Source organism: Nakamurella aerolata, assembly GCF_013002705.1.
GTDB lineage: Bacteria > Actinomycetota > Actinomycetes > Mycobacteriales > Nakamurellaceae > Nakamurella > Nakamurella aerolata.
This window is the reverse complement of record NZ_JABEND010000008.1, coordinates 84209-97556: the sequence shown is the minus strand read 5'-3', so window position 1 is coordinate 97556 and position 13348 is coordinate 84209. Positions and strand designations below refer to the sequence as shown.

At 72.4% G+C, this 13348-nt stretch carries 9 protein-coding genes; 5 read left to right on the top strand and 4 right to left on the bottom strand.

The window, feature by feature from the left end; all coding sequences use genetic code 11:
- Positions 1-241: 241 nt before the first annotated feature.
- A complete protein-coding gene (locus HKD39_RS13875; RefSeq protein WP_171200476.1) occupies positions 242-640 on the bottom strand; it encodes a hypothetical protein in 399 nt (132 codons plus the stop codon).
- A 157-nt stretch (positions 641-797) separates the two neighbouring features.
- On the opposite strand from HKD39_RS13875, the gene HKD39_RS20600 reads away from it, so the two are divergent.
- Positions 798-1037: a DUF167 domain-containing protein gene (locus HKD39_RS20600; RefSeq protein WP_212754562.1), complete on the top strand. Its 240-nt coding sequence runs from the start codon at positions 798-800 to the stop codon at positions 1035-1037.
- A gap of 25 nt (positions 1038-1062) precedes the next feature.
- Here HKD39_RS20600 and HKD39_RS13865 read toward each other — a convergent pair whose 3' ends face one another.
- A complete protein-coding gene (locus tag HKD39_RS13865) occupies positions 1063-2493 on the bottom strand; it encodes a CCA tRNA nucleotidyltransferase (RefSeq protein ID WP_171200586.1) in 1431 nt (476 codons plus the stop codon).
- Between the two features lie 228 nt (positions 2494-2721).
- Between HKD39_RS13865 and HKD39_RS13860 the strand changes: the two genes are divergently transcribed.
- From HKD39_RS13860 to murJ, 3 genes are all read left to right on the top strand, one after another.
- Positions 2722-3222 (top strand): NUDIX hydrolase, encoded by a 501-nt coding sequence (locus HKD39_RS13860; protein ID WP_171200474.1) that lies wholly within the window; start codon positions 2722-2724, stop codon positions 3220-3222.
- The gene (locus HKD39_RS13855; protein ID WP_171200473.1) at positions 3219-6110 is read left to right on the top strand and encodes a hypothetical protein; all 2892 of its coding nucleotides are present in this window, start codon (positions 3219-3221) and stop codon (positions 6108-6110) included. The genes HKD39_RS13860 and HKD39_RS13855 overlap by 4 nt, the downstream gene beginning before the upstream one ends.
- Positions 6111-7294: 1184 nt before the next feature.
- Positions 7295-9649, top strand: coding sequence for a murein biosynthesis integral membrane protein MurJ (murJ, locus tag HKD39_RS13850; protein ID WP_171200472.1), 2355 nt, complete (start codon positions 7295-7297; stop codon positions 9647-9649).
- A gap of 288 nt (positions 9650-9937) precedes the next feature.
- Here the strand turns inward: murJ and HKD39_RS13845 are convergent, their stop codons facing one another.
- On the bottom strand, positions 9938-10333 hold the full coding sequence (locus HKD39_RS13845) for a YiaA/YiaB family inner membrane protein (RefSeq protein WP_171200471.1): 396 nt from the start codon (positions 10331-10333) through the stop codon (positions 9938-9940).
- 167 nt (positions 10334-10500) lie between these two features.
- Complete coding sequence (locus HKD39_RS13840; RefSeq protein ID WP_171200470.1) at positions 10501-11175, bottom strand: hypothetical protein; 675 nt, start codon at positions 11173-11175, stop codon at positions 10501-10503.
- Between the two features lie 228 nt (positions 11176-11403).
- On the opposite strand from HKD39_RS13840, the gene HKD39_RS13835 reads away from it, so the two are divergent.
- Positions 11404-13344, top strand: a complete 1941-nt coding sequence (locus HKD39_RS13835; RefSeq protein WP_171200469.1) for a protein kinase family protein — start codon at positions 11404-11406, stop codon at positions 13342-13344.
- Positions 13345-13348: the final 4 nt, after the last annotated feature.

Here is a 13348-nt window from a genome sequence, read left to right as displayed (position 1 = left end):
AGGTGTGGATCGGCGGTGCGTCGGTCCGTGCTGCCCCCAGGTGCGTTGGTGCGGATGCGCGCCAGGTTCCGAGCTGCCTGCTTGTTACGTGCTTGTGCTGATGTCTTGGTGACGCCGGTTTTCTTGGTTGATGCTCGGTCGGACGTTACGGCGCTGCGCCGGGTTCCGCCGCCGATCCGGGCGCGGATGGGGAGCGCTCACCATGCCGGGCGCGGGGCCGCGGTGTCGTCCGTCCGAGTACTCAGTCCGGCTGGAACCGGAAGTCGACCACCGCGCTGTCGCCGGTGCCGATGTCGGTGCGGCGCAGCGTCAGCAGGTCGGGGGTGACGGCCACCGCGGAGAACGTCACCGAACCGCGGGCCGGCGAGCGCACCAGGAAGCGCCCGGCGGAGGTGTATTCGCCGGTCCTGGCGTCGGCGGAGCCAAGATCCTGCTTGGCGGCGGCGGGATCGGCCTCCGGCGATTCCCGCACCGCAGCGGCGGTGAATCGCAGCGCGCCGGCGCTGGAGTGATAGCTGCCGTCGGTACGCGGCCGCAGATCGATCGGGTCCGGCTCGCCCGGGTCAATCGGCCCGATCTCGGCACCGGAGCTGTCGGGCTGCTGCGTCCGGCGGCCCCGCAGCGAGTCGAACAGTCCCATGGCGCTACCTCTCATCCCGTGCTGTCGAGTTGCCGTCATCGACCGGCGACGGCCACCGCTGCATCCAGCCGACCCACGACCTCACGGTAGAACACCGCAGCCACCCCCGCCCCGGGACAGCCGCGCACCCCGGCAGCGGCTGGCTCACAATGGCTGGGTGTCCGACCGATCGCCACACACCGTGCAGGTCAGAGTGATCCCGCGGGCCCGCAAGGACGAGGTGGGCGGCGAGCGGGCCGGCCGGCTGGTGGTGCGCACCACCGCGGCGCCGGTGGACGGTCAGGCGAACGCCGCGGTCTGCGCGCTGCTGGCGGCGCACTTCGGCGTCGGGAAACGGCAGGTTCGGGTGATCGGCGGCGAGCGTTCCCGCGACAAGACGGTACGCATCGACCGGTGAGGCACCGAGCCCGCGGCACCGAGCCTCAGCCGTTGATGCCCTCGCGCTCGGCCCAGGCCAGCAGCTCGGCCTCGGCCTCGTCGCGGGTCAGTGGGCCGCGCTCGAGCCGCAACTCCTTGAGGTACTTCCAGGCCCGGCCGACGAGCGGTCCGGGTGGCAGGTCGAGCAACTGCATGATCGCGTTGCCGTCGAGGTCGGGGCGCACCCTGGCCAGGTCCTCGGCGGCGGCCAGTTCGGCGATGCGCTCCTCGAGCGAGTCGTACGAGCGCTGCAGCGCGGCCCGGCGGCGCGGATTGCGGGTGGTGCTGTCCGCGCGCACCAGCTTGTGCAGCCACGGCAGTAGCGGCCCGGCGTCGGTCACGTAACGACGCACGGCGGAATCGGTCCACTGGCCGCCGGAGTAGCCGTGAAACCGCAGGTGCAGAAACGTCAGATTGGCGACGTCCTCGGTGAGCTGCTTGGGAAACTTCAACGCCCGCATGCGTTTTCGGATCAGCTTGGCCCCCACCACCTCGTGATGGTGAAAGCTCACTCCGCCGCCGGATTCGAAGCGCCTGGTGGCCGGCTTGCCGACATCGTGCAGCAGTGCCGCCAGCCGCAGCGTCAGGTCCGGACCGTCTTCTTCCTGGGCGATGGCCTGCTCCAGCACCGTCAGGCTGTGCTGGTACACGTCCTTGTGCTGGTGGTGTTCGTCGCGTTCCAGGATCAGCGCGGGCAGTTCGGGCAGCACGAACTGCGCCAGCCCGCTGTCCACCAGCAGGGTCAGCCCGGCTCGCGGCGCCGCGCCCAGCAGCAGCTTCTCCAGCTCGGCCCGCACCCGCTCGGCGGTGATCCGCTGGATCTGCGGAGCCATCTGCCGCATCGCGGCCAGCACCCGCGGGGCCGGCGTCACCTGCAGCTGCGCGGCGAACCTGGCGGCGCGCAGCATCCGCAGCGGATCGTCCGAGAAGCTCTGTTCCGGGGCGGCCGGGGTGTCCAGCCGTCCGGTGGCCAGCGCCGCCAAGCCGCCGAACGGGTCGGTGAAGTCGTGGTCGGGCACCGACACGGCCATCGCGTTGATGGAGAAGTCGCGGCGCACCAGGTCGCCGTCCAGCGAGTCGCCGAAGGTGACCTCAGGATTGCGGGACTGCCCGTCGTAGGCGTCCGCCCGGAAGGTGGTGATCTCGATGATCCAGGTAGTGCCGGCGTCCCGCTTGCTCGCGCCGACGGTGCCGAAGGCAATCCCGGTGTCCCACACCGCATCTGCCCACGGCGCCAACAACCGCTGGATCTGTGCGGGGCGGGCATCGGTGGTGAAGTCGAGGTCGTTGCCCAGCCGGCCGAGCAGTGCGTCCCGCACCGAACCCCCCACCAGATGCAGGGTGAACCCGGCGGCGGCGAACAGCTCACCGAGCTCATCGGCGATCGGCGACAGTCGCAGCAGGTTCTCCACCGCCTGCCGCTGCGAGGCGTCCAACGCGCCGGCGTCCGCGATGGCCGCGGTGTCGGCCGGGCCGGCGGGCGGGGTGGCTGCCCGCTGGGAGGGGGAACGGTCCTGCGACACGGTGCGGAAGTCTACGGCGCCAACGGCGTGCCGCCCGCGCCCGGCGACGGGCCGGCGCAACCCGCTCCCGGCGACCTGCCGGGGCAACACCGCCTGATCCAACAGCGTGATCGAACAGCAACGTGAAATAGCATCGGATGGATGCCAACCCAACCGCGTGGAAAATCCCGCGGGGTTGCCGCTGGCCGCCGCCGGTCGCACCGGGCCGACGAGACCTCCGCCGGGGGCCTGGTCATCCGCACCGAGGACGGGGTCAGGGCGGCCGCGCTGATCGGCCGGCTCGACCGCCGGGGCCGGTTGCGTTGGTCGATGCCCAAGGGTCACGTCGAACCAGGGGAGACCACCGAACAGGCTGCCGTTCGGGAGGTGCGCGAGGAAACCGGCATCGACGGCCGGATCACCGCGCGGCTGGGCAGCGTCGACTACACCTTCACCGCCGCCGGCAAGCGCATTCACAAGCGGGTGCACCACTATCTGATGGTCGCCGAGGGCGGCGAGCTGTCCGACGAGGACGTTGAGGTCACCGAGGTGGCATGGGTGCCCATCACCGAGCTTGATCAGCGGCTCGCGTACGCCGGCGAGCGCCGGCTGGCCCGCAAGGCCAGTGCGCTGCTCGACCAGTCCCCGGACCCGACGACGTGACCCGCCGGTCCGGGCACTGGGCCGTTGGCGTGCTGATGTGCCTGCTGTTGATGGGTGCTGCCGTGCTCCCGGCCGCCGCGTCGGTGCGTCCGGCCGGCGCGGTGTCCGCCGCGGTATCCGGTGCGGCGGGTGTCGGGTCGGCTTCCCCGGAGGTCGGCGCCCGGACGGGTGTCAGCGCCCAGGCGGGTGCCGCCGGGTCGCCGGGCTGGCGGGCGGCCGAGCAGTACTCCAACTCGGGGACGCTCGAGTTCACCGTCAGCAGCGTCACCCCGCAGGTGGTGACGGCCAGCAGCGGCAACGTGCTGACCATCCGCGGCAGCGTCCGCAACGTCTCGGGCGCCGACGTCACCGGCCTGCGGTTCCGGCTGCAGCGCGGGGCGGCGCTGCCGGACACCGCCGCGGTGCGCAAGAGCCTGGTCGAGCCGGCCACCGACCCGACCGCGGCGATCGGTCCGTTCCGGCCGTTCGCCGCCGCTCCCGGGGCGGCGGGAGGGGCCGACCAGCCCAGCGGCGGTGCCGTCGCCGCCGGCCAGCAGGTCGACTTCGCGGTGGCGGAATGGATCGGCGGCAGCAGCGGACTGCAGATCACCAGCCCCGGCGTGTACCCGCTGCTGTTGAACGTGAACGGCACCACCGAGATCGACGGCCGGCAGCGCCCGCTGCGGCTCGGCGAACTGCATCTGCTGCTGACGGTGACAGCGGTTCCGGGACAGGCCGACGGAAAAGTGTTGCAGGCCAAGCAGTCCGTTCCGGTCGGCTTGTTGTGGCAGCTGTCCAGCCGGCCACATCGCGGGGTGCAGGGCTACTTTCTGGACGACCAGCTCGCCGCCGAGATCAGCGCGGGTGGCCGGCTCGACACCACGCTGCGAGCGATCGAAACCAGCGCACTGCCCGGTGCGGTGGTGCCGGTGATCGACCCGATGCTGCTGGACGAGCTGGCCGCGATGAGCGCCGGCTACCGGGTGCTGCAGGGCGGTGGCAACGGTCGTCCGGCGGTGCAGCCGCCGCTGACCGACTCGCCGCAGCCGCCCCCGACCGCACCGGCCACTCCGCCCCAACAACCGGCCGGGTCGGACGCCGCCGGCAGTGCCGCGGCGCCCGTCACCGCCGAACCGGCCCGTCCGGACGGCGCCGATCCGCTGCGGCTGCCCGAGCCGGCGACCGTCCCTGGCCCTGGCGCGGCGGCAGCAGCGGCGTTCCTGCAGCGCATCACCGCTCTGACTCGGACCCACCGGCTGATCGTGTTGCCCACCTCCGACCCCGACGTGCAGTCGGCATTGGACGGCGGGGTGACCGACGCCGGCGCGCAACTGGCGGCGTTGGCCGAAGCCGGGCGGCGCACCGCGGCCGCTCGACTCGGCTCCGCGACCGGCATCGCCACCGAGGTCGCGGTGCCGCCGGGACCGGCGACCACCGACACCCTCGCGCAGTACCTCGGCGCCGGGCAGACCGGTGCGGTGCTGCGCCGGTCCAGCGTCGCCGCCGGGTCGACAGTTGGCTCCAGCAACCAGGTTCGGGTCGAACTCGGCGAGGGCCGGGCGTTGCCCGCGGTACTCACCGACGCGGAGGTGGGCCCGCTGCTCGACCGCGCGCTGGCGCCCGCCCCGGCCGCTGGGGGTGCGGCGGCGACGCCCGCGCAGACCAAGCTCGCCGGCAGCAACGTGGTGCCGACGCCCAGCTCGGCGCTGAACACCACGGTCGCGCTGCTGGCCGCCAGGGCCGTCGACGGCGACACCGAGCCGGTGCTGCAGTTGCCCTCCGACACCGTCGACACCCGTGGCCTTGCCGAGCTCGGCGACGCGCTCGCCGCGTTGTCCGGTGCCGACGTGGTGACCGGTGCGGACCCGAGCGCGCTGCTGCAGCGGACCCCGACGACGGCGCCGCGCGTCGAGCCGGTGGCCGAAGCCACCGGCGCCGGACTGAACCCCGACTACCTGCGGCACTATCGCGACACCAAGGCCGAACTCGCCGAGGTGGCGACCGCGCTGGCGGTGCCCAACCGCCCCGCCGGCTCCGCGCTCACCCGCACCCTGGCCGCCGCCACCGCCCCGCTGTTGTCGGCGTCGTTGCGGTCCGACACCGCGCCAGGTGACGCCGTGCTGGCCACCATCGACGGCACCACCGCGTTCCTGCGGCAGGGTGTGCAGCTGCGGCTGACCCAGGGCTCGTACACGCTGGCCTCCAAGGACGCGCCGCTGCGGCTGGACATCACCAACTCGCTGCCGTACCCGGTGCTGGTGAACGTCACCGTGAGCGCACCGGCCAACCAGGGATTGACGGCGATCTCGCCGGCGCAGCCCAAGCTGATCGAGCCGGGGCAGACCGCGATTCTGCAGTTGCAGACCTCCGTCCAGAAGGCCGGCCGGCTGCAGGCGCAGGCGCAGTTGGTGTCGCCGAGCGGTGCGCCGTGGGGCCCGCCGGCCGTGCTGAACATCCGCTCGGACGCCTACGGCGCGCTGACCGTTGTGCTGATCGCCGTCGCCGGCGGTGTGCTGTTTTTGATGGTGGTGCTGCGGCTGTGGCAGCGTTGGCGCCAGCGCGGCAACCCGGACGGTGGTGACGCAGCTGGTGACGCGGCGGGTGGTGACGCTGTGGGTGGTGATGCAGGGCGCGGCGCCGCAGCCGGCCGTGCCGCAGCGGGTGGTGACACGGCTGGTGGTGACCCGGCTGGTGGAGACCCGGCTGGTAGTGACACGGCTGGTAGTGACACGGCCAAAGCGGGCCGTCCCCGGAACTCGGGCGGTACCGATCACACTGGTGACGTCCGCGTCGCGGATGCGCTCACTCCGGCGGCGCCGACGCCGGGCCCACCTCCGGTCCCGGCACCCCGCGCCGACGACACCACCGGATCTGCTGAACCTGCTGGGCCTGCTGGAAAGGAACGATGACCACACCGCCGTCCTCTGGACCGTGGGAACGCCGGCCGCGGCAGCGGTCGGGGCCGCGGCATGCCAGTGCCGAGCCGCCGGAAGAGGGCAGCACCGGCGCTGACGGCGCGCACGGAACCGATGGCGCTGCCGGCACTTCCGGCGCTCATGGCGCTGGCAACTCCGGTGCTGGTAACTCCGGTGCCGGTGGCTCGGGTGCTGGTAGCTCAGGCGCTGGTGGCTCGGGTGCTGGTGGCTCGGGCGCAGGGGCGGCCGGCGGAGGGCAAGGCTCCGGGCGGGACGAGGCTGCCGACCCGACGCGGCAGCTCTGGCGCTCCGAGATTCCGGCCAGCTGGCGACGGCAGGGCCCCGGCCGGCACGCCGCTGATCGCCAACCCGGAGATCGCCAACCCGGAGATCGCGGCGACGGGCAGCACCGTGCCGGAGCCCGCCAGCCCGGATCGCCAGCAGCGCCGGGTCGGCCCGCCCCGCCTCCGTCGTCGCGACCGCCGTTCGGCCCGCCGGCGGGGTCTGATCAGCACGGGGCGCAGCCGCCTGCTGGCCAAGCGTCGCCGGGCCAGCAGGCGTCCCCACGCCAGCGACCGCCCGCGCGTCAGCAGCCGCCGCGCGCCCAGCCGTTGCAGGGCGGACAGTGCCCGTCCGGCTCGAGTCAGCCCGGCGGATCGCAACCGCCGCCGCTGAGCCAGCAGCCGACGTCGCGCCGACCTCACGTTCCCGGCCAGCAGCCGGGCGCACCGCAGCCGCCGGGTCCGGGCGACCGGCAGGAAGCGCGCCAGCAGCCCGCGTCCCGGCAGCCCGCGTCCCGGCAGCCGCAGCCGCCGAGCCAGCAGCCGAATCAGCGAGCGGACGGGCAATCGTGGTCGCCGTCCGGTCGGCACGCCCAGCCGCACCAGCAGCAACCGCCGGAGGCGGACCAGGCGAGCCCGCCTCGTTCGGCGACTCCGCAGGCACAGCAGCAGTCGGCACAGCGTCGGTCGGCGCGGCAGCAGTCGGCACAGCAGCAGCAGTCGGCACAGCAGCAGCCGTCTCAGGCCCGGTCAACGCAGTGGCCACCGTCGTCGACGGAGTCCGCGCGCGGACCGCAGCCGCAGGGCGGACAGCCGGGTGCGCGGCAGCGCCCGGGTGAGCAACCGCGCCCGCAGAGCCGCGAGCCGCGCCCGCAGGGCCGCGAGTTCGGTCAGCCGGTGTGGTCGACCGGCAGCCAGCACTCGCTGCAGCCGTCGGACAAGGCGCCGCCGTACGCGCCGCCGGTGGTGCGTCGCCCGCCGGTGCGGCCACCGGTGCAGGCCGCGTTCTTCCCCGGTCAGGAAGACGCGACCATGTTGATCCAGCGGATCACCGACGAGGCCGTTCCGCCGGAGACCTGGACCAGCGCGGCCGCCGAAGAGACCATGCGACTGGCCGGCCTGGCCGGGCCGTCCCGCACCGGTGCCCCGCATCGCACCGCGGGACCGCGGCCCGGGATCGGCGCGGACCCGGGCAGCCGCCAGCAACCCGGCAGGCCGCACCCAGCGGACCCTTCCGGCCTCCAGCGACCGGGCGTGGGGCAGCCACCCGGCACTTACCAGCCCGGCCCCGGTCAGCTACCCGGCTCCGGTCAGCCGCCCGGCATCGAGCAGCCGCCTGGCATCCGGCAGCGCCCCGGCAGTCTGAGCCAACCCGGCGCGCCAGAAATCCCGGGTACGCACCGGCAGGGACGGCGCGACCACCGCTCGACCGGACCTGGCGTGGCGCCCGGTGGGCACGGCTACCGTGCTGGTGACGCCGGCGTGCTGCCGCAGCCGCCGGGCGTGCTGAGCCCGGACGGGCAGCCGGGCACGGACAGCATCCAGCCCGACCCGGAGCACGTCGCCGAAGTTGCCGACGGCGCCGCAGCCCAGGTAGGCGCAGCGGGTCAAGCGGGCAGCCGAGCCGGCGCCGACGACACCAGCAAAACCGCGCGCACCGGTGGAGTGGTGCGCGCCGGCGGCATGATGGCCGTCGCCACCCTGACCTCGCGGCTGACCGGCTTCGTCGCCAAGGCGGCGCTCGCGGCCTGGCTGGGACTGTGGATCGTCAACGACTCGTACACGCTGGCGAACACGTTGCCCAACATCGTTTTTGAGTTGGTTGTCGGTGGGGTTCTCACCTCCGTCGCCATTCCGTTGTTGTCGCGGGCCAGGTCTGACCCGGACGGCGGCACCGCCTACACCCAGCGGCTGATGACGATGGCCATCGTCGGGCTGCTGGGCGTCACCGTTATCGCGGTGGTGCTGGCGCCGTACATCACCAGCATCTACATGAAGTCCGACAGTCATGCCGATCGCGAGCTGGCCACCCAGCTGGCCAGGCTGCTGCTGCCGGAGATCTTCTTCTACGGGCTGGCGGCGCTGTTCGGTGCGATCCTCAACACCAAGGAGCGGTTCGCGGCGCCGGCCTGGGCGCCGCTGGTCAACAACCTGGTGGTGATCGCCACCGCCGGCGTGCTGTTCACCACCAGCGGGCAGACCCAGCACCTCGGTCCGAACGGCGAACAACTCGGCCTGTCCGCCATCACCCCGACCCAGCTGCTCATCCTCGGTCTCGGCACCACGCTCGGCATCGTGGTGCAGGCGCTGGTGATGCTGCCCTCGCTGCTGCGTTCCGGTTTCCGGTTCCGCTGGCGCTGGGGCTCCGACGAGCGCCTCGCCGAGGCCGGTGGCCTGCTGTTGTGGTCGATCGGCTACGCGCTGATCTCGGCGGTCAGCTACGTGGTGGTGTCGCGGGTGGCGACCGGCCAGGGCGGCGCGCTGAGCACCTACGCCTACGCCTCCATGCTGTTCCAGATGCCGTACGGGATCCTCGGCGTCTCGGTGCTGACCGCGATCATGCCGCGGATGAGCCGGCACGCCGCCGACGGCAACATCGAGGCCGTCAAGGACGACGCCTCGCTGGCCAACCGGCTGTCGGCGATCACGCTCGGCCCGATCACGGCCGCGATGGTGGCGATGGCCCTGCCGCTGGCCTTCCTCACCTACCGGGGCACCGGCGCGTCCACGTCTGCGCCGATCCTCGGGCACACCCTGATGGCGCTGGCGCTCGGACTGGTGCCGCTGGCCATCACGCTGGTGCAGATGCGGGTGTTCTACGCGATGAAGGACGCCCGCACCCCGACACTGATCAACGCGGTGATGGTCGGCATCCGGATCCCGCTGATCCTGCTCTGCGGGCAATTGCCGGACGAGGCTGTGGCCCCCGGCATCGCCGCGGCCACCTCGCTGAGCTACGTGATCGGTGCCGCGGTCGGCGAGATCTGGCTGACGGCACGCTATGGCCGGATGGGCACCTGGCGGTTGTTCATCACACTGTGCAAGGTCGGGCTGGCCTCGGTGGTCGCCGGCGTCGTTGCCTGGATCGTGTTGTCGGTGCTCGGGGTGTCGAACTCGTTGCTGGAGCTGGTGATCGGCTCCATCGTCGGGGTGATGGTGGTGGTGCCGCTGCTGCTGATGCTGCGCATCCCCGAGGTGGAGCCGCTGCGCCGACGGCTCGGCACCCTGTTCGGCTTCCCGACCGGTCGCTGAACCGCGACTCCGCGCCGGCCACAGCCGGCCCCCGGCAGGAAGCCCCCTACCAGCAGAGTGCCAGCGCCGCAGGCGGTTCGGTGCAGTCGAGCCGGTCCGCTGTTCGCCGTGAGACCGGAACTCGCCCGACCCTGGAAACCATCCGAGTCCGGACACCGGACAGGGCCCGTCCAACCCCTCAATGGACGGGCCCTGCGTTCCGGGTACGCCGGCGCTGCGGTCCTGGTGGTGCAGTCCGGCGGTGCGGTGGTGGTTGTCGCGGGTGGTGCTGGCAGGTTGCGGTCGGGCTCAGCCGGCCGAGCGCATCGCGGCCGAGGTGACGGCGGCAGTGGCGGGCACCGCTGTCTGCTGAACCGGTGCCGCAGAGTGCTTGGTGTCGTTGCTGTTTCCCCACTCGGCGGGGTCGCGCAGCGGGTCGAACTCGGTCAGGTAACGCTCCAGCCGCGCGGCGTCGACGCGGTGGTGGATCGCGTTCGCCTCGTCCCGGTCACGGATCACCTTCGACATGGTCACCGTCGAGGTGATCAGGTAGAGCACGCCGAGCAGCAGGAACGCCCGGATCCACGTCGAGACGTCCAGGTAGAGCACGCCGACGATCACTGCGCCGGCGGACACCACGAACGACGCGATGGCCTGCAGGTAGAAAGCGTTGGTGTGCTTGGTGTTTGCTGCGGTTGCGGACATGACGGTTCCCCCTCGGGTGTGCGGTTCTTCTCCCCGGCGACGGTGCGCGATCGTTGACCGCGACCGCGGTGTGCGGAGATTTCGGGTAGCCGGGACCATCCCGGCTACCGACGAATGGTGCGGGTTGCTGAACTGCGGTGCTGCGGCTTGCCTGGTGACCGGTGCGGTCAGCCGGCTTCCGGTGTGCCTGAGAGGACCGGGGTCGCCGGCTGCTCAGGAGGGTCGGTGTCTTCGGCGATGCGGACTCTGCGGGTGCCGCGACCGACGGCCTGCACGACGGTGGCAGGACGCGGTTTGCGTTCCGGCAGGTCGGCGTACGGGTCGACGGCGGCCGTCAGGTGCGGGTTCGGCACAACGGTGCGGACCCGGTGGGTGACCGGCGGCAGGTTCCGGCTGGCCCATTCCAGGGTGACCGGCCGGTACCGCATCGGTGGCGGCCCGTCGGTGCCGGCTGCGCCGTCACCGGAGCCGGCAGCGACACCGGCACTGGCCCCGTCACCGGAGCCGGCATCGGAGCCGGCGCTGGCAGCGGAACCACCTGTGGCGTCCTCGGCAGCTTCGGCGGCCTGTTGGGCCTGCCGCGCGGCCGCCACCTTGGTGCGGGCGGCCTGCTTGGAGATGCCGAGTGCGGAACCGAGCGTGGTGTAGTCCAGCCGGGTGGTGGCCAGCATTTCCCGCTCCAGCCGCGCCATGGCGGCCTTGGTCTGCGCCAGGTAGTGCGCCGCCAACAGGTCTTGAACGTCAGGGTCGAGGCCGGTCTGAGTGTTGTGGTTGGACATGCCGTCCTGAACCAGCCTGGTGAACAGGTCGACCATCAGCTCCGCGATCTGGTCTGCGTCCATGGCATCAGCTTGTTCCAGACAGCACACGTTGTCAATAGACAATTATTGTTGTCAGCATGTGACCTGAGTCACGATAGCTCCAAGCTGTGTCGAGGGTGAGACAGGGCGGCCCGACGCTGAGTCGGGCCGAGCGGCCGGCCGCTCGAGGTGCATGGTCAGCGCTGAGCCACGGCCGGCGAGCGGGGCGTGCCGGTCTGCGGCACAGGTCAGCGCCGGTAACCTCGTCGCGTGGCCAACGACCAGCCGGACGCGCAGGTGCCGGGTAATCCCAGCGGTGACGGCACCCCCGCTGGCGGCGCCACTCCCGCCGGTGACGCGGGCCACCGCAGCGACCCGGCCGCCGGCCACGGCGCCCCCGGCAACAATTCCGCCGACCCCAACGCCGACCCCGGCACTGCCGCCGCCAACAACGCCGCCGACAACACTGCCGGTAACAACTCCGCCAACAGCAACAACGACACCGCCACCGACGCGCTGCCCAACACCGGGCAGGACGCCATCCACGGCGACACCCAACAAGGCGACACCCAACAAGGCGACACCCAACAAGGCGACACCCAACAAGGCGACACCCAACAAGAGGAAACGCCGGAACTGGCGCCCGGCGCGACGGTGGGCGGCCGCTACCGGCTGGTCACGCTGGTCACCACCGATCATGCGGGGAACCGGTTCTGGCGCGCCCGCGACACCGTGCTGCCGCGGGACATGGCCATCACCCTGCTGCCGGACTCGTCCGGGGCGTCGGCAACGGTGGCGCGCACCCTGCGGGCCGGCCGGCTGCATCACATCGGGCTGCCGCAGACCCTTGACCTCGGCACCGACCACGGCCAGACGTTCGTCGTCGGGCAATGGGTCGACGGCGCGACGCTGACCGATCTGCTCTCGCACGGTCCGCTGGAGCCGGCGGTGGCGTCGTCGATCGCCGGACGGCTGGCCGACGCGGTGGCCGAGGCGCACCGCAACGGTCTGGCGCTCGGTTCCATCACCCCGTCGCTGATCCGCGTCAACGTCGACGGGCAGGTCCGGTTCTCGCACGTGATCGCGCACGCAGCTGCGGCGCCCGACGCCGACATCCGCGCCGTCGGCGGCCTGCTGTACCTGATGCTGACGGGCCTGTGGCCCGCCAGCAACACCCTGCCGGCCCTCACCGAGCCCGGCATCAGGTCCGCCCCGATGCGCGACGGGCGTGAGGCGCCCGCCGACGAGGTGAACCCGGCCGTCCCGCCGGCGCTTGCCCAGCTCACCGAACGGGCGCTGCACCCGGAGGACCCGGACGGCATCAGCGCGGTCGCCGCGCTCGCCACCCTGTTGCGCACCCCGGAGAACGCGGCGGGCGGCTTCGATCCGCGGGCCGCAGCCACGCCCGCCCATGGCCCGGTCGAACCGCCGCCCACCATGTCGCCCGCGGACAAGCGGCTGCGCCGCGAACGCCGGTTGAAACTGTCGGTGGCGGTGGCGTTCCTGGCCGCGTTCGTCGCGCTGATCCTGATCGTTGTCGGCACCTTGGCGCGGAACACGTTGGCCGACATCGACCGCAGCAACAAGTCCGATCTCGGCCTGATCACCACCGGCTCGTCCACTACGGCGCGGGCCACCACCGTCGCCGGTGGCGCCCCCGCCGCGTCCGGGGCGGCGTCGTCCGGCCCGCAGACCAGCGGCAGCCCGAGCAGCTCGGCGGCGCCGTCGGCTCCGGTCGCGATCGTCGGCGGGCAGGTGTACGACCCGAACGGGACGGGCAAGCCGGACAACCCCGACCTGGTGGACCTGCTCTGGGACAAGAACGCGGCGAAGGGCTGGCAGACCGATCAGTACAAGCAGCAGTTCGGGCCGAACGGCTACAAGACCGGGGTCGGGGTGACGCTGCAGTTCGACAAGCCGGTGAAGCCGACGTCCGTCACGGTGACGCCGGCGCTCGATCCGACCACGGGGCAGGCGGCCACGCAGGGCATGCAGGTGCAGATCCGCTCGGCCGACTCGATCAACCCGCCGCTGGACGCCACCCAGGTGCTGGCCCAGGGCACCATCAACGCCGCCCCCGCCGAGTTCCCGATCAACAACGCGCCCACCTCGCGGTACCTCATCGTGTTCGTCACCAGAACCGTCGACAACGCCCCCGGCGGCCGCTGGTGGGCGCAGATCGGCGAGGTCTCCGTCCAGGGCACCCAGTAACCGA